This is a genomic window from Ewingella sp. AOP9-I1-14 (assembly GCF_052375995.1).
GTDB lineage: Bacteria > Pseudomonadota > Gammaproteobacteria > Enterobacterales > Enterobacteriaceae > Ewingella > Ewingella allii.
The window spans coordinates 15469-31978 of sequence record NZ_JBQSVA010000008.1 but is presented as its reverse complement, the minus strand read 5'-3'; the positions used below and the strand labels follow the sequence as shown (position 1 = coordinate 31978).

At 57.5% G+C, this 16510-nt stretch carries 14 protein-coding genes; 1 reads left to right on the top strand and 13 read right to left on the bottom strand.

Annotation, left to right across the window (positions count from 1 at the left end):
* Positions 1 to 150 precede the first annotated feature (150 nt).
* The 12 genes from rbsK to ACT3RT_RS18885 form a co-directional block, all read right to left on the bottom strand.
* A complete protein-coding gene (gene rbsK, locus ACT3RT_RS18940) occupies positions 151 to 1080 on the bottom strand; it encodes a ribokinase (RefSeq protein WP_485902584.1) in 930 nt (309 codons plus the stop codon).
* Positions 1077 to 2012 carry an allose kinase gene (gene alsK / locus ACT3RT_RS18935; RefSeq protein ID WP_496203572.1) on the bottom strand — a complete coding sequence of 312 codons (936 nt, stop codon included), beginning with the start codon at positions 2010 to 2012 and terminating at the stop codon, positions 1077 to 1079. The genes rbsK and alsK overlap by 4 nt, the downstream gene beginning before the upstream one ends.
* 14 nt (positions 2013 to 2026) lie before the next feature.
* On the bottom strand, positions 2027 to 2707 hold the full coding sequence (gene alsE, locus ACT3RT_RS18930; RefSeq protein ID WP_100936917.1) for a D-allulose 6-phosphate 3-epimerase: 681 nt from the start codon (positions 2705 to 2707) through the stop codon (positions 2027 to 2029).
* Positions 2708 to 2768: 61 nt separating this feature from the next.
* Positions 2769 to 3809: an ABC transporter permease gene (locus tag ACT3RT_RS18925; RefSeq protein WP_485902612.1), complete on the bottom strand. Its 1041-nt coding sequence runs from the start codon at positions 3807 to 3809 to the stop codon at positions 2769 to 2771.
* Between the two features lie 37 nt (positions 3810 to 3846).
* A complete protein-coding gene (locus tag ACT3RT_RS18920) occupies positions 3847 to 4836 on the bottom strand; it encodes an ABC transporter permease (RefSeq protein WP_496203571.1) in 990 nt (329 codons plus the stop codon).
* Positions 4829 to 6361 carry a sugar ABC transporter ATP-binding protein gene (locus ACT3RT_RS18915; RefSeq protein WP_034792984.1) on the bottom strand — a complete coding sequence of 511 codons (1533 nt, stop codon included), beginning with the start codon at positions 6359 to 6361 and terminating at the stop codon, positions 4829 to 4831. Before ACT3RT_RS18915 ends, ACT3RT_RS18920 begins: the two co-directional genes overlap by 8 nt.
* A 2-nt stretch (positions 6362 to 6363) precedes the next feature.
* Entirely contained in the window at positions 6364 to 7350 is a 987-nt protein-coding gene (locus tag ACT3RT_RS18910) for a substrate-binding domain-containing protein (protein ID WP_185689259.1), read from the bottom strand.
* 58 nt (positions 7351 to 7408) lie between these two features.
* Positions 7409 to 8239: a DeoR/GlpR family DNA-binding transcription regulator gene (locus ACT3RT_RS18905; RefSeq protein WP_496203570.1), complete on the bottom strand. Its 831-nt coding sequence runs from the start codon at positions 8237 to 8239 to the stop codon at positions 7409 to 7411.
* A 407-nt stretch (positions 8240 to 8646) separates the two neighbouring features.
* Complete coding sequence (locus ACT3RT_RS18900) at positions 8647 to 9978, bottom strand: MFS transporter (RefSeq protein WP_496203569.1); 1332 nt, start codon at positions 9976 to 9978, stop codon at positions 8647 to 8649.
* Complete coding sequence (locus ACT3RT_RS18895) at positions 9975 to 10640, bottom strand: hypothetical protein (RefSeq protein ID WP_496203568.1); 666 nt, start codon at positions 10638 to 10640, stop codon at positions 9975 to 9977. Before ACT3RT_RS18895 ends, ACT3RT_RS18900 begins: the two co-directional genes overlap by 4 nt.
* Positions 10641 to 10653: 13 nt before the next feature.
* Positions 10654 to 12003, bottom strand: a complete 1350-nt coding sequence (locus ACT3RT_RS18890; protein WP_496203567.1) for an amidase — start codon at positions 12001 to 12003, stop codon at positions 10654 to 10656.
* A gap of 17 nt (positions 12004 to 12020) precedes the next feature.
* Positions 12021 to 12707, bottom strand: coding sequence for a DUF2848 domain-containing protein (locus ACT3RT_RS18885; protein WP_496200143.1), 687 nt, complete (start codon positions 12705 to 12707; stop codon positions 12021 to 12023).
* 136 nt (positions 12708 to 12843) lie between these two features.
* Between ACT3RT_RS18885 and ACT3RT_RS18880 the strand changes: the two genes are divergently transcribed.
* Entirely contained in the window at positions 12844 to 13521 is a 678-nt protein-coding gene (locus ACT3RT_RS18880) for a GntR family transcriptional regulator (protein WP_353503340.1), read from the top strand.
* A 70-nt stretch (positions 13522 to 13591) separates the two neighbouring features.
* Here ACT3RT_RS18880 and gcvP read toward each other — a convergent pair whose 3' ends face one another.
* Positions 13592 to 16465: an aminomethyl-transferring glycine dehydrogenase gene (gcvP, locus tag ACT3RT_RS18875; protein WP_496203566.1), complete on the bottom strand. Its 2874-nt coding sequence runs from the start codon at positions 16463 to 16465 to the stop codon at positions 13592 to 13594.
* Positions 16466 to 16510 lie beyond the last annotated feature (45 nt).

Sequence of the window (16510 nt, the reverse complement as noted above, 5' to 3'; positions counted from 1 at the left end):
CTTTCTGTGTTTCAGCCATGTGTCAGTCAGATGATACTTTTTTGTATGAAAATCGAGCGAATGTTACTGAACGAAGTGGGGGAAACCTAAGTGTTAAACTTCCCTAATCTGTCGCCCCAAAGGCGACAAATCAGGAAACCGGCAGTTAACTCAAACCACCACCATCTGCCGCTCTTTGGCTTCGGCGTAAGTTGGCATTGATGAGGCGGCGCCGGCTCGTTCGACACAGACTGAGGCGTAGGCTGAGGCGAATTGTGCGGCGTCGGCGAGGTCGGCTCCGGCGGCGAGTTGGGAGGCGAGCGCGCCGTTGAAGGCGTCGCCTGCACCCGTGGTGTCGACCGGAACAGCAGGAAACGCGGCAACCAAGTCCGTTTTCCCCGCCACCGAGAGCAGCGCACCTTGGGTGCCGAGGGTGATGATCAGCGCCTTAATACCTTTGGCGTGCAATGCTTTTGCGGCCACTTTGGCGGAGGCCACGTCGTGCACTTCAATGCCAGTCAGCAAAGTGCATTCGGTGGCATTCGGCGTCAGTAAATCGACCTGCGACAGCAGGCTGTCAGGTACTGGCTGGAAAGGCGCGGGGTTAAGAATGATAAAGGTGCCGTTATCTTTGGCGATGCCAATCAGCTTCTCAATCGCCGACAGGTTGTTTTCCAGCTGGGTCAGCAGAATGTCGGCGGCGGCAATGGCCGGGCGGCACTGTTCCACTTCGTCATCGGTCACGGTGAGATTCGCACCGGGGTCGACGGCAATCATGTTCTCCGCATCGGCCCCTGCCACGTAAATCAGCGCGTTGCCGGTGGGACATTCGGCGGTGGAAAACAGGGTCACGGCATCAAACCCGGCGCTGTCGAGATGGCGACGCGCAAAGGTGCCAAAGTCATCTCGCCCGACTTTACCAATGTAGTGAACTCGCGCACCGGCGCGCAGCGCGGCGACGGCCTGATTGGCCCCTTTGCCGCCCGCGCCCATCATGCTGTTGCGGGCAATCAGCGACTCACCCGGCTGAGGAAAACGGGTCATTCCGGCGACAATGTCGAGGTTGAATGATCCAAATACACATACCTTGCCTCTGTTCATGCCTCTCTCCTGAGTGAAAAATGTCGCGGTGATGGCCGCTGTTGCTCAAAACGCCGCTGCGCCGCCAGACAGGCTCCGCGACAGCCCGTTTCGTCCGAGACGCCGCTGATAGCGATAGTTAAGCCGTTGGCCGGATGCGGACTGCGCAAATGTGAGCGAATCAGCTGCTGTAGCTTCTCAATGGGAAAAGCCGTCATCGACAGCACGCCGCCGCCCAGCACCAAATATTGCGGATCGAGGATGTTCATTTCGCTGGCGACGGTACGCGCCAGACGCTCAATAAACTCCAGCAAATCCGGGTGTTCGCCGTGTTTGACGAACAAGTCTGACATCGCGGTTTGCGGCGCGTGATGTCTGGCCCAACCGCTAAGCCAGTTGCCGGAAGTCAGGGTTTCGACACAGCCCGTCTTACCGCAAGGGCACAGCAAATGGTTGTCTTTTAAGGGGATATGACCAATCTCCCCCGCGCCGCCGTGGGCCCCGTGATAAAAGTCATTATTCAGCCACAGGCTGTTGCCAAACCCGGTACCGAGGTAGACTCCAACGGCGACGTCGGGCAGCACATCGAGACGGGTTAAGTCCCACCACATCAAGTGGTTAACGTCTTTATCCATACTCACCGGCAGGCCGAGACGCGCCGAAAGCTGCTTCGCCACCGGCTGGTTATCGAGCGCCGGAATAAAAGGCAGCGATAACACGGTATTGCGGTCGCGGGACAAAATCCCCGGCAATCCGAGCATCACCCCAGACACCTGTGCAGCAGTGCCTTGCAGGTACGCGGCAAGCAGTTGCTCAAGCCCGCCGAGTGGGTCAGCCAGTTCGGCCCAAGAGCGGGTCGGCACTTTCTGATATCCCTGAAAAACCTGTTGGTCGTTCATCAGCATTAGCCGCGTGTTGGTGCCGCCAATGTCTACGCCGAGAAAATGCTCCATAGCCTCTCCCGCCCTTAGGCCGCTTGACGCGCCTGACGCATCTGGTCGAGCATTTTGTCCCACGCACTGTCCAAATCCTTATCCAGATTGAACAGACCGGAGCTGCCGACGATCAGCACTTCCGCCCCCGCGCCCATCAGATCCTGATAGGTATTCACATTGCAAGATCCGTCGATTTCGATCAGATAGCGGTAGTTCTTCTGCTGCTTGAGATCGCGCAGTTGAGCAATTTTATGCAGCATTTCAGGGATGAACGGCTGGCCCGCATAGCCCGGATCCACGGTCATTACGGTGATTTTGTCCAGCAGGTGAATATAGTGCTGGATAAACTCCACCGGGGTGGCCGGGTTAAGCACCACGCCCACTTTTTTACCCAGCGAGCGAATCTGATTGATCACCCGGAAGGCGTCGCGGTTGATGGTTTCGGCATGCGGGCAGATGTAATCCGCTCCGGCTTTAGCAATCGGCTCAATAAAATCGGTCGGGTTTTCCACCATCATGTGTACGTCGAGCACCAGCGGCGTGTGCGGGCGGATCTGCTCGATAAAGAACGGCGACAGGGTGATATTTTTCACATAGTGACCATCCATGATGTCGATGTGCAGCATGTCAGCGCGGCGGTTCAGCACCGCCAGTTGCTGCTTAATGTCGATCAGGCTCATGCACATCAGCGACGGGGAGATTTTGTATTCCATAGTCTGTTCCTGGGTTCAGAGAGATTGAAAATGCGTGTCGTTAAGTCATTAAAAATAAGGTCTAAGGCGCGGCGGCTCGGGCCTTCGCGGCGCTCATCCGCCCTGCTCTTTTCTGCATATAGCGATTGCGGAAGAACTTCAGGCCGAGCACCACAATCAGCACCGCGCCCCACATCGCCAGACTGAAGTGCGGGCTGACGTTCAACAGATTGAGGCCGGTGGAAATCACCTGTAGCACAACCAGTGACAGCACCACGCCGGTCACTCGCCCGAAGCCGCCGAAGGGGTCGGTGCCACCCAAAATAATCGCCAGCACGGTGAGCAGCAGGTAGGAGTCGCCGTAGCCCATGCGCGCCGAGTTGAAGCGCGCCATCATCACTAACCCGGCAATCACGCAGAGCATGCTCGACAGCACGTAGATGGCGATCAGCACGCGGTGGGTATTGACGCCGCTGAAGTGGGTGGCGTTGATGTTACTGCCGCTCATGTAGATGTATTTGCCCAGACGAGTGCGTTCGAGAAACACCGCGATCAGCACCGCCGTGACTAAGAAGATGATCAGCGGCACCGGAATGCCCAGCAGGGTATCCGCGCCGATGTAGCGCACGATGTCCGGCATGCCGCTGATCGCCGCGCCGCGTGACAGATAGATGCCAATGCCGTTAACCATGGTCATGGTCGCCAGCGTCACTAAAATCGGGTGCGCGCCAACATAGGCCACCAGCGCGCCGGTCAACATGCCGATGGCGATCGCCAGCACCATCGCGCCGACCAGCGCCAGCGTCAGCCAGACGGCTTGCAGGCCGAGGCTAGCGTCCGGCGGCAGGTAGGTCAGAAACACCCACGCCATCAGTAAGCTGGTCAGGTTGGAAGTGGCGATAATGCACAGATTAAGGCCGCCGCTGAGGATTGGGATGAACATCGCCAGCGTCAGCAGGCCCAGCTCCGGCAACTGGAAAGCCACACTCATAAAGGTAGAGTTGCTGAAAAAACGGCCGGGCATCGCCAGACTGAAACCGACAATCACCACCACCAGCAGCAGGCTCAGGCCCAGCGTGGTGTTATCAAATTTGAAGCGCGGGCCCGCGCCGCCGGACTTCATTTTTAGGCTCTTGGTTTTGGTTAACATTGCAGATTCCTTACGCGAAGCCGACATCGGTTTCTTTGCGTTTTTTGTAGTGAGTGACGGTGATAGCCACCACGATCACCACGCCGATAACGATGTTCATGAAGTAGTTGGAGACGCCAATCAGATTCAGGCCGTTCTTTAGAATTCCAATCAGGAACACGCCCATCAAGGTTCCGACCACGCTGCCTTTGCCGCCATTCAGGCTGGCTCCGCCAAGAACGGCCGCCGCCAAAACGTCCAGCTCGCCGCCGACCAGCGCGTTAGGCACCACTTCCCCCACGCGATAAACCTGAACCAGTCCGCCAATCGCCGCCATTGCGCCGAGATAGCCGTAAGCGAACAGGTGCAGTACACCGACGCGAATACCAATGCGCCGCGCAGATTCCTGATCGCCGCCGACGGCAAACAGCTGGCGACCAAGATGGGTTTTATTCAGCAGCACCCAAGTCAGCGCCGCGACCGCCAGCATCACTACCAGCGGCAAACCAATCTGATAGTGTTGCGTGCCGACGCTGAACGGCAGCACCTTGAGCGGCGTCACCAGCCAGTCCGGCAGGTCATACAGGCTGGTGCCATTGGTCAGCCACATCAGCATGCCGAACAGCAGCGACTGCATGCTGATGGTGACGATGATCGACACGATGCGTAGGCAGTAGATCAGAATGGCGTTGATCATGCCGAAGACGGAGCCGATGGCGATCGCCAGCAAAATCGTGCCGGTTGGGCTGGCGAGGCCGTAGTGGATCGCCAGCGTGGCGATAGCGTATTGCACCACCGAGGCCACGGCGGCGAAGGAGATGTCGATACCGCCGGTAACCAGCACCACAAACAGCCCGAGGGCGAAAATGCCGCTGACGGCGTAGCTTTCAGACAGGTCCAGCAGGTTTTGCAGGGTCAAAAACTGGTTAGTCAGCAGCGAGAAGGTGACGATCACCACGACCAGCACCCAGGCCAGATAGCCTTCGTTGGTGGACGGGCGTAAACGGTTGAGATTAAGCATTCACCGCCTCCGCAAGTTGTTGTTGGCTGATATTGGCGGGCAGGTACTCGCCTTTCACCGTGCCTTCGCTGAAGTGCAGCACCCGGTCACAGTTGAAATAGACTTCCGGCACTTCGTCGGAAATCAGCAGGATAGAGATCCCCTCTTCCGCCAGTTGGTGGATCAACTGATAGATGCTGGCTTTGGCCCCGACATCGACGCCAACGGTGGGCGAATCGAGGATCAGGATCTTCGGCTGAGTCAGCACCCATTTCGCCAGAACGATCTTTTGCTGGTTGCCGCCTGACAGCGTGGAAATGGCCTGATCCGGACTGGCGACCTTGACCCCCAGCTTTTCGATCCACTGTTGGATGATTTTGTTTTTGCGGTATTCGTCGATCAGATGAAAACGGCTGCGCAGCTGATCCATGATCGCCAGCACGGTGTTGTCCCCCACCGACTGCTGCTGAATCAGCCCCAGCGTCAGGCGGTCTTCCGAGACATAACCGATGCCGGATTTAATGGCATCTTCATGGCCGCGAAAACGCACCGGTTTGCTGTCGAGATAGATTTTGCCGCTGTCCGGCTTGGTCATGCCAAACAGGCTTAACGCCAGCTCGGTACGCCCGGAGCCAAGCAGCCCGCACAGGCCGAGCACTTCCCCGGCGTGCAGCTTGAGGCTGACGTCGTGGTACTGGCCTTCGCGGCTCAGCTTATCCAGCTCGAGCATGATGCGCTGGTCATTCTGGTTAGCGGCCTTCAGGCGATAGTCGAGTTTGAGGCCGGTCATCAGTTCGGTCAGGCGTTCGCTGCTGACTTCAGATGCCGGGTAAGTGCCGACGCGCTTGCCGTCGCGAATGACCGTCACGCTGTCGGAAATCTCCAGCACTTCGTCCAATCGGTGGCTGACGAACACCACGCTGATGCCTTTACTTTTCAGGTAATGCACGGTGCGCAGCAGCTGGTTGACCTCGGTGCGCGTCAAAGACGCCGTCGGCTCATCCATAATCACCAGCCGCGCATCGGCCACCAGCGCGCGGCAGATAGCCACCTGCTGGCGCTGGGCAATCGGCAGCGACGCCACTTTAGCATCGACATCCAGCTGATAATTCAGCTCGCTGAGAATGCGCTTGGCGGTGTCGCGCAGGCGTGACGGGCGATACCAGCCCATCAGCCCGTGCAGGTTGTGGTCGAAGGCAATGTTCTCGGCCACGCTCAGATTGGGAAACAGCGACAGGTCCTGGTAAATCACCTGAACCCCGAAGCTGCGCGCCTGCTCCGGGCTAAGGCGGCTGAAGGTTTGCGGGTTAAAATTTTTATCCGCGAGGGTAATGCTGCAACCGTTGTCCGGCTGGTAGACCCCCGAGATAATCTTGATCAACGTGCTTTTGCCACAGCCATTGGTACCCGCCAGACAGTGAACTTCGCCGGGCATCAGCTGTAGAGAAATATCATTCAATGCGCGCTGACCGCCAAAGGTCACCGACAGATTCTGCACATCAATCAGCGGCATCGTTTGGGTATCAAATGTCTCGGAGATCGCCATAATTACAGCCCCATTTTCACCAGTTTTGGCAGGTTCGCCTTGTCGAGACTTTCGGTTTTGTTGCCGAGGATGGTGTGAGTGGCTTCATCTACCTTCACTTTGCCCATGCCGTCGATTTCCATGCCGTCAGTGATCGGCGTGCCTTTGGAGATCATGCCCGCGACGCGCACGAAGACTTCACCGGCCACCATTGGGTTCCAGATGTAGCCGCCGTTAATGGCACCGCTTTTAACCAGTGATGCACCCTGACCTGGGCTGAACGGGCCGAAGACGCAGATGTCGCCGTTTTTGCCACGGTTTTGCACCGCGCGTCCGGCACCGATTGGACCTTGGGAGCCAATCGCCAGAATGCCTTTCAGGTTCTGGTCTTTGGACATCAGGTCATTGGTGGTGCGGATGGTGTCATCGAGGGATTCGCCGACGCCAAACTTGTCGCCGACCTGATGCATATTCGGATAGTGCTCTTTCTGGTAATTGACCGCCGCATCGGCCCATTTCTGGTGCAGAGGCACGGTCAGGCTGCCGACGTAAACCGCGTAATCGCCGGTCTCTTTCATGCATTTCGCCAGCGCCACCATGTGGCTCACGCCGAGCTGGGTGGCATCGACCATTTCGAAGTCCCAGTTAGCGTATTTCTGATCTGGTGACTCGTGGGTGATGACTTTAATACCGGCATCGCGGGCGCGTTTCAGTACCGGCTCCAGCACTTTGGCGTCATTTGGCACCACGCCGATGATGTCCACCTTCTGCGCGATCAGGTCTTCAATCGCACGCACCTGCAACGCCGGGTCATCGCTGGTTGGGCCGACCTGCCATGCGTCGATACCCTCTTTAGCAGCTTCGTTTTTGATACCCACTTCCATGGCGTTGAACCAGGCGTTGCCGCCCACTTTGACCACCACGCCCATGCGAATTTTGTCCGCAGCGTGCGCGGCTGAAACGGATAACAGAGCTGAAGCAAACAAACAGGCCAGTACAGACTTTTTCATGATGTTTCTCCACAGATGTTCAATTTATGCCGCAGTCGTTGAGCAACATGCCCAGTCGCTACGGTTGTTTTTTGGTTTTCTTTTGTAGGGGTAAAGGGGCGACTTCAATGACATTGACGTTGCTCCAGGCCAGCTCCTGCCGAAACTCTTCATCATCCAGATGGTCGGTGATCAGTGTGTCTATTTCCCGGTAGTGGCATATCCGCGCAAACGAGCTGCGGCCGAATTTGCTGGCATCCGCCAGCAAAATTTTGTGTTCTGAGGAGAGCAGCATTTGCTGTTTTAATCGCGCATGGTGCTCATTACTTTCCCTGATCCCCCCGTCATGGCTGACGCTGTGACAGGAGAAAAACAATTTGTTAATCACGAACTCTTTCAACATCTGTTCGGCGTAAACACCAATAAAATCTTCATACTTGGCCGAGTATTCGCCGCCTAAGCCGATGGTTCTGACGTTGGCTTTCGCCGCCAGCGCCTGAATGATGTGCAGCGAGTTGGTCAGCACCACCAGCGGAATATCCGGCAGTTGGCGCGCCAAAAACCAGCTGGTCGAGCTACTGTCGAGCAGCAAACAGTCCCCCGGATTGATGAACTGCAAGGCGCGTTTGGCGATCCGCGTTTTGCTATCTGGAGCCTGATTACTGCGGTCGCGGAATGACTCACCTTGCTCAATCTGCGACGGAACGTACTGCTTCTCGCCATGAGGGTGTTCAACAAACACCGCGCCGCCGTGACTGCGAACCAATAACCCACGCTTTTCCAACAGAGCCAAATCACGACGCGCGGTTTCCAGCGAGATATGACAAAGCTCAGCCACTTCCTGAACCAGCACGCGCCCTCGCTGCGCAAGGACTTCGGTAATAAAGCGGTGACGTTCTACAGGCAGCATGGTTTTTTCCTCTTCCCGATGTTCAATAGGATACGCAGACCACGGCATGTGGAATGCGGGCTTCCTCAAAAGCGGCCGCGCACTCTTTGCGCTGCGCTGACCATGTGATAGTTGTCAAAAAAATCGATGAAAAGATGAAATGTTAAATTTCAGATCTGTGGCGCTCACGGCAATAAATCGCGTTTGGGTTTGCAAACGGACAAAAAGATTTCAGCAAACGGTCACAAATCCTCGTGATAAAAAATGACCGAGTGTGACCGTTTGTGTGGGGATGACCGTTTTGGGGAGGGTATGGCTAACAAAAGGGTGTCGGTGACGCAGCGTCTTTGGGGAAGTCTTAGAAGAAGGAGCAAAAAGCAGTGCGGGGATCCTTCCCCGTTCTGTCGATCAATTGATGTGTTTTCATTTTATAGCGGTTTGTGTGCCGTCTCTTTGGCGGCGAAAACTGAAACCAGCGTGATGAGCAGAGCCAGCGCGACGTAGAGCGAGATTGCCAACGTGCTGTTGTACTCTTTAAACAACGTGGTGATGATAAGTGGAGCAAAGCCGCCGCCGAGAATACCTGCCAGCGTGTAGGCTAAAGAGGAACCGGCGTAGCGCACGCGGGTTGGGAACTGTTCAGTCACGAACGCCGCCTGCGGGCCATACATGATGGCGTGAATCAACAATCCGCCAATGACCGCCAGACAGATCAATACTGGCTGGGTGCTGTCGAGCAATACGAAGAACACAAACGCCCAGATCATCGCCGCCACGGCGCCGAAGATATACACCGGGCGACGGCCGAAACGGTCAGACAGCGCGCCAAACATCGGCACCGTCACGGCATTCCCCAGCGCACCGAGCATGGTCGCGGTCAACGCTAGCGGGCGAGGTAAATGCAGAACCGTGGTGACGTAGGTCAGGGTAAACACCACCACCAGCGCGTAAAGCACGTCAGAACCAATGCGCGAACCACCGGCAATCAGCAGAGCACGCGGATGCTGGGTGAACACCTCTTTCAGCGGCGTATGGGTGGTGTTTTTACTCTGCTCCAGCTTGAGAAATGCCGGCGTTTCGCCAATACCGCGACGCAGCCACAGGCCGAAGAACACCAGCACCAGACTCAGCAGGAAAGGAATACGCCAGCCCCAGCTCTGGAAATCATCGGCAGAGAGCAGCACGGTGATCAGGGTAATTACCCCGGTGCCGATTAAGGTGCCGCAAGAGGGACCGACCTGCGCGAAAGAGGCGTTGCGCCCGCGCTGGTGCGGCTTGCCGTGCTCCATCGACAGCAATACTGCCCCTGCCCACTCGCCGCCGAGCGCAATACCCTGCACAAAACGCAGCGTCACCAGCAGCAGCGGGCTCCAAATCCCCCAGCTCGCATAGCCCGGCAATAGGCCCATCAGCGCGGTAGTCACGCCCATAATGACCAGAGTGGTAACCAGCACGAAACGCCGTCCAAGCACATCGCCGAGATGGCCGAACACCATGCCGCCAATCGGCCGCGACACATAGCCCACGGCATAGGTGGAAAACGCCAAAATCGTGCCGACCAGCGGGTCAAACGACGGGAAGAAGACGTGGTTGAAAATCAGCGCCGCCATGATGTTGTAGACCGTGAAGTCATACCACTCCAGGGCGGTGCCGATTGAGCTGGCAGCCGCCAAACGTCCGGTTTTCGGCGGGCTGTGAGTGGTATCGGCCTGATGCGTGCTGCCCTTGATTCCTGCATTTTCAGTGGTGGAAAGGCTCATGATTTCAACTCCTGCGCGGTAAGTTGCCAGCTGAGACCGAAGTGCAGCGCCTCAGTATTGGGAATATGCAAAGCCTGACATGCCAGTTCAGTCAGTTTCTGGCAGGACTCGGCGCTGCTGCTGTCAATCAACATCATGGGGATCATCGGGCGGTCTTCTGCGGACTCTTTGGGTAAAGGGGAACTGAGTGAAACATCCGGCGTTAACAGCCGTGAGCGGATAAAACCGGGCTGAGCAAACAGGGTTTCGCCCAGATGGGCAATGCGCGCCGTTAGGGCTTCTCCCGCGACATGAGACGCCAGCGGGATGATCGCCAGATGGCGGCCGCTGCCAAAACCAGTCACCGCTTCGACGGCGCAAACTCGGCGCATCGGGTTAACCATTTTATCCAGACTGGCGACGGACCAAGGCGTCTGGCGGGTGAAAGCCGCGCGATAAGCGTCGGTTGAGAAGCTGTTGAGAGATTCAGTCTGATACAGCCCCAGATACTTGCGCCCTTGTCCCGCAGTACCGATCAATTGATATCGCGTGCCGGACAAAAAACCGTCAATGCGTACGCGCTCTTCCACGTGCTCGCGGTCATACCACTGGTTGAAATCCGCTTCGTCTTGCTCGGCGACGTTGGTCGCCACAAACAGCATGCCATTAGGTAAAGTGCTCATGATTTTTCTCCTGTTATTGGGCTTTGAGGCAGCGTTCGATTTGCAGTGACCAGCTCAGCAAGGCGTCATCCTGCTGGGACAGCGCGGCCACCATCAGTCCTACCGGCGCCTCTCCCGCCTGATGGCAAGGCAGTGAAACCGCGCAGCCATCGAGGAAGTTGATCACCGAAGGGTTGCGCAGCGCCGCGCCGTTAGCTTTGAAATAGGTCTCATCGTCGGCGGCCAGTTCGGCGATGCTCGGGGCGATCATCGGCACGGTGGGCATCAGCAGGGCATCAAACTGGCCGATGGTTTTTGCCACCCGCTGCTGCCAGTCGGCGCGCTGCTGCTCCAGACGCTCTCTGTCCGCCAGCCCCAGCGCCGCGCCGCGGCGAATGCGCGACACCACGCGCGGGTCATACTGCTCGCCCTGCTGTTCGATATATTTCTGATGCCACGCCCATGACTCCAGCGCGGTAAAGCCGCCGGTGGCGTTGATCTCCGCCAGCTCGGCGAACTCATGGCAGGGGATCTCCTCAACCTGCGCCCCCGCCTGCTTTAGCTTCTCAACCGCGCGGGTAAAAGCGCGCTGCACGTCGGCGTCGACGCCGTCTAATACCAGCGTTTGTGGGATCGCAAAACGCCCCCGCGCCAGAGATTTTTCACTGGTTTTCACCGGCGAGTTGGCAATCACGCCATCCAGCGCCAGGCAGGAGGCGAGGTCATGGGCGATGACGCCAATAGAGTCCAACGCCGCCGACAGCGGCAGCACGCCTTGTTGCGAGATGCGTCGCGCCGTCGGCTTGTAGCCGGTCAAACCGCAGAAGGCCGCCGGAATACGTACCGAGCCGCCGGTGTCGCTGCCAATCGCCCCCAGCGACATGCCGTCGCTGACCGACACCGCCGCGCCGGAAGAAGATCCGCCGGGAATGCGGCGCGTCGCGCGATCAAAGGGGTTAGCCGGGGTGCCGTAGTGCGGGTTGATGCCCAGCCCCGAGTAGGCGAATTCGGTCATATTGGTTTTGCCGATGATCACCACGCCCGCGTCCAATAGCTTCTGGACTACTGCCGAATGCGTTTTGGCTGCCGGGGCATCGCGCAGCACTTTCGAGCCCGCCGTAGTGCTTTCACCCGCGACGTCGAACAGGTCTTTAATAGAGACGGGAATGCCATCCAGCGCGGACAGCGGCTTGCCCGCTTTGCGACGCGCGTCGGACGCCGCCGCCTGCTGCAAGGCTTGCTGATGATAAACGTGGGTGAAGACCTTCGCGCCTTCCCCCTGCGGGTCTTCACTGCGCGCTAACGCCGCCTCGGTCAGAGCCAGCGAGGAAGTCTCCTGCGCCGCCAGCTGTTGCAGCGCCTGACTCAGGATGAGCTGTTTCATCGTCAACTCCTTAGTCATTACGCCACCACCGGCAATTCAGCACTTTGATAGGCATGGCTGATGGTGCGGCCCAGCACTTCATCCACCAGCTCCATGCGGAATTCCGTTGCAGGACGGATGCCACCTATCGCCGCCACCGTGCCACAGGTCATCGCCAGCCCATTTTCCGGCTGGGCGCTGCCGTCGAGATAGCGGCCCAGCAGGTCATCGGGCTTACGCAGGCTAGACAAGCGGCCTTCTTGGTACAGGCGGAATTCGCCCTCTTCTTTGATCCACGAGCGCAGGATCAGTTGATCCCAGTGATCGGCGACATCGGCCATTTTCCATGCCTGGCGGGCGACGGGCTTGACGCAAATCTGTTTGGAAAGCGCCACGCTATGGGCTTCAAGCTCGCGATCGGTGTGGTCGGAGGCCAGCGAAACAAACTGCTCGCCCTGGTGAGTGAAAATAAAAGGTTCGGCTTCGCCAGACGTGGCGCTGCCCACCACTTCGATAGTTTCGCTTTGCGTGAGCTGATTAGTCGCGACGCGATAAAACAGGGGAACTGCACTCGGACGGGGCACGCCCAGCGCCTCAAGTTCACTGATATGGTGCAAGATGGCATCGTGATCGCGCCCGGTCCAGCCAGCGATCACCAGTTGATCAATCTGAACGTTTAGTGAGGTTTCGCCAGTGTTTGCAGGTAAAGTAAAGGTTAATTTCATCTTTTAAGGCTCGCTTATTAACTGTTTTATTAGAAAGCACAGTGAAATTTCACTATAGCTTCAGTTATTAAATAAGCGATTTCCGTGCCATGATTTTGTGTAGAATGTCTAAAAATTTCCATCGCAGGAGTTATGCGTGAAATCTGTTGCAGCAGAAAGCCGCCCACAGCCGGCGTTGGATGACGCGGGTTTATCGCAAAATGAGCTGGCTTATCGTCGTTTTAAGCAGGCGCTGGTCACTCTGAGCTATAAGCCGGGTGAATATTTGAATACCGCGCAGGTGATGGCGGAGCTTGAAATGGGCCGCACGCCGATTAATCAGGCGATCCACCGGCTGGCCAATGAAGGTTTATTGCAGATAATCCCGCGCAAAGGGGTGATGGTTTCCCCTCTGTCGATTGATGATGCGCTGGAGCTGATCGAAGTGCGTCTCGCGAATGAGATGCTGTGCATGAAGTTGGCCTGTAAGCACGTTTCCCAGCAGGACATTGCGGCGTTAACGGCGGTGAATGAAGAGATGAATATCGCCGTGCAGGCGCGAGATCGCAACCGCATGGTGTCGCTGGACCACCATTTTCACCAGCTTCTGGCCGAGATCGCCGGAAACCTGATGCTCAAGGATATCCTCAGCGTGCTACACGCCAGAGCGCAACGCTTCTGGGCCAGTTCGCTGTCGAAAGAGGGGCATATGATTGAGGTTATCGAGGAGCATCGCGCCATTATTTCCGCGCTGGAAACGCAAGATCCCGCCGCCGCCGCAGCTGCCGCCGAGGCGCATATTTTGTCGTTTAGGGATGCTTTGCTGCGGGGTTGAAGGGCGTTGTTTTGATTGCTTTTTTGCTCCCCCCCTTTATCCGGAGAGGAGCAAAACGGCTTTTGGCTAATTACTCATATTCACTCATCGGTACACAGGAGCAGAACAGGTTTCTGTCGCCGTAAACGTCATCAAGACGCTTCACGCTCGGCCAGTATTTGTTGTCGCTGCCCGCCGGGAATACCGCCAGCTCGCGGCTGTACGGGTGGGACCACTCGCTGACCAGCTCGGCTTGTACGTGTGGCGCGTTGACCAGCGGGTTGTCTTCCAGCGGCCATTCGCCTTTAGCTACGCGGTCGATTTCAGCGCGGATCGCCAGCAGAGCATCAACAAAACGGTCGATTTCCACTTTGCTTTCAGACTCGGTTGGCTCAACCATCAGCGTACCCGCCACTGGGAATGACATGGTTGGCGCGTGGAAACCGAAGTCAATCAAGCGCTTAGCAATATCCATTTCACTGATACCGACGCTTTCTTTCAGCGGGCGGATATCCAGAATGCATTCGTGCGCCACGCGACCGTCGCGGCCGGTGTACAGCACTGGGTAAGCATCTTTAAGGCGAGTGGCGATGTAGTTGGCATTCAGAATCGCTACCTGACTTGCCTGCTTCAGCCCCTGCGCACCCATCATGCGGATGTACATCCAGCTGATTGGCAGGATAGAAGCGCTACCGAACGGAGCCGCAGAAACCGCGCCATTCTGAGTCAGTACGCCGTCAATCTGCACCACGCTGTGACCCGGAACGAACGGAGCCAGGTGCGATTTCACGCCGATTGGGCCCATGCCCGGACCGCCACCGCCGTGTGGGATACAGAAGGTTTTGTGCAAGTTGAGGTGCGACACGTCCGCGCCGATGTAGCCCGGCGTGGTGATCCCCACCTGTGCGTTCATGTTCGCGCCGTCGAGGTAGACCTGACCGCCGTACTGGTGAACAATCTGGCACACTTCGCGGATGGTTTCTTCATACACGCCGTGGGTTGACGGGTAGGTCACCATGATACACGACAGCTCATCGCCGGCCTGAGCGGCTTTCTCGCGCAGGTCGCTTAAATCAATGTTGCCCTGCTTGTCACAAGCTACCACTACCACGCTCATGCTGGCCATTTGCGCCGATGCCGGGTTGGTGCCGTGAGCAGAACTTGGGATCAGACAGATGTGGCGGCCGACTTCGTTACGGCTTTCGTGGTAACGGCGGATAGCCAGCAGGCCCGCATATTCGCCCTGCGCGCCGGAGTTTGGTTGGATACAAACCGCGTCGTAGCCCGTCAGCTGCACCAGCCACTGAGAGAGCTGACCGATCATCTGCTGGTAGCCCGCAGCTTGTTCAACCGGGCAGAACGGGTGCAGCTCGGAGAATTCAGGCCAGGTGATTGGGATCATCTCGGCAGCGGCGTTGAGTTTCATGGTGCAAGAACCCAGCGGGATCATCGCCTGATTCAGCGCCAGATCCTTTTTCTCCAGACGGTGCATGTAGCGCATCATCTCGGTTTCGCTGTGGTATTGGTTGAACACCGGGTGAGTCAGGATCGGCTCTACGCGCTGCATAGCGGCAGGGATCGAGGCATTATCGCTGCTCACGGCTTTATCAAGCTGATCGATGTCCAGGCCGTTATCGTCACCCAGCAGGGCGGCGAACAGCACTTGCACATCTTCACGTGAAGTAGCTTCGTCCAGCGTGATGCCCACGGCGCCGTGGATGTCGGTGCGCAGGTTCAGGCCGAAGCTCAGGGCGCGTTCCAGCGTCGCGGCTTTGTCTTTCACTTCAACCGTTAAGGTGTCAAACCAGGTGTCATGGCGCAGCGTCAGGCCACCTTTTTTCAGGCCAGCGGCCAGAATGTCGGTCAGACGGTGAATACGGCTGGCAATACGTTTCAGGCCAACCGGGCCGTGGAATACCGCGTACAGGCTGGCAATGTTCGCCAACAGAACCTGCGAAGTACAGATGTTGGAGTTGGCTTTCTCGCGGCGAATATGCTGCTCGCGGGTCTGCATCGCCATGCGTAGCGCGGTGTTGCCCGCGGCGTCGCGCGATACGCCGATAATACGGCCCGGCATGGAGCGTTTGAATTCGTCAACGCAGGCAAAGAATGCCGCGTGCGGGCCGCCGTAGCCCATTGGCACGCCGAAGCGCTGGGCGGAACCGAACACCACGTCCGCGCCCTGCGCGCCCGGCGCGGCCAGCAGCACTAACGCCATAATGTCGGCGGCAACGCTGGTGATGATTTTGCGTGATTTCAGCTCTGCCAGCAGTGCGCGATAGTCGTGAACCTGCCCGGTGGTGCCCACCTGTTGCAGCAGCACGCCGAACACGCCTTCCAGCTCGAGCACTTTCTCGGCTTTATCCACGATGATGTCGAAACCAAAGGTTTCAGCGCGGGTGCGAACCACGTCCAGCGTTTGCGGATGCACGTCGTCAGCCACGAAGAAGCGATTGGCGTTCTTCAGTTTGCTGGCGCGTTTGGCAAGAGCCATGGCTTCGGCAGCGGCGGTCGCTTCGTCAAGCAGAGAAGCAGACGCGAGGTCCAGACCCGTCAGGTCGAGGGTCAACTGTTGGAAGTTCAGCAAGGCTTCAAGACGGCCCTGAGAAACTTCTGGTTGATAAGGGGTATACGCCGTGTACCAGCCCGGATTTTCCAGCATGTTGCGCAGGATAACCGGCGGGGTGAGCACCGCGCTGTAGCCCATACCAATGTAAGATTTGTAGCGCTGATTCTGGCTGGCGATAGCTTTCAGCTCAGCCAGTGCCTGATGTTCGGTAACGGAATCACCCACGGCTGGCGGGCCCGGCAATTGGATGTCCACCGGCACGATTTGCTGGACCAGGGCATTTAACGAGTCGGCACCGACCGTCTCCAGCATCTGTTGTTGCTGCTGGGAAGACGGGCCAATGTGACGGCCGATAAAGGATTCACTGTGTTCAAGTTGGCTGAGAGTCTGAGTCATTTGCTACGCATTCCTGAATCTGCATGGTGGTGTCGAAGGACAACC

What these genes read in the sequence shown, in the direction of transcription:
- rbsK (WP_485902584.1), bottom strand. Translation starts at nt 1,080, where the DNA reads ATGAACAGAGGCAAGGTATGTGTATTTGGATCATTCAACCTCGACATT.
- ACT3RT_RS18900 (WP_496203569.1), bottom strand. Translation starts at nt 9,978, where the DNA reads ATGAGCCTTTCCACCACTGAAAATGCAGGAATCAAGGGCAGCACGCAT.
- ACT3RT_RS18890 (WP_496203567.1), bottom strand. Translation starts at nt 12,003, where the DNA reads ATGAAACAGCTCATCCTGAGTCAGGCGCTGCAACAGCTGGCGGCGCAG.
- ACT3RT_RS18895 (WP_496203568.1), bottom strand. Translation starts at nt 10,640, where the DNA reads ATGAGCACTTTACCTAATGGCATGCTGTTTGTGGCGACCAACGTCGCC.
- alsK (WP_496203572.1), bottom strand. Translation starts at nt 2,012, where the DNA reads ATGGAGCATTTTCTCGGCGTAGACATTGGCGGCACCAACACGCGGCTA.
- ACT3RT_RS18915 (WP_034792984.1), bottom strand. Translation starts at nt 6,361, where the DNA reads ATGGCGATCTCCGAGACATTTGATACCCAAACGATGCCGCTGATTGAT.
- gcvP (WP_496203566.1), bottom strand. Translation starts at nt 16,465, where the DNA reads ATGACTCAGACTCTCAGCCAACTTGAACACAGTGAATCCTTTATCGGC.
- ACT3RT_RS18920 (WP_496203571.1), bottom strand. Translation starts at nt 4,836, where the DNA reads ATGCTTAATCTCAACCGTTTACGCCCGTCCACCAACGAAGGCTATCTG.
- alsE (WP_100936917.1), bottom strand. Translation starts at nt 2,707, where the DNA reads ATGGAATACAAAATCTCCCCGTCGCTGATGTGCATGAGCCTGATCGAC.
- ACT3RT_RS18910 (WP_185689259.1), bottom strand. Translation starts at nt 7,350, where the DNA reads ATGAAAAAGTCTGTACTGGCCTGTTTGTTTGCTTCAGCTCTGTTATCC.
- ACT3RT_RS18925 (WP_485902612.1), bottom strand. Translation starts at nt 3,809, where the DNA reads ATGAAGTCCGGCGGCGCGGGCCCGCGCTTCAAATTTGATAACACCACG.
- ACT3RT_RS18905 (WP_496203570.1), bottom strand. Translation starts at nt 8,239, where the DNA reads ATGCTGCCTGTAGAACGTCACCGCTTTATTACCGAAGTCCTTGCGCAG.
- ACT3RT_RS18885 (WP_496200143.1), bottom strand. Translation starts at nt 12,707, where the DNA reads ATGAAATTAACCTTTACTTTACCTGCAAACACTGGCGAAACCTCACTA.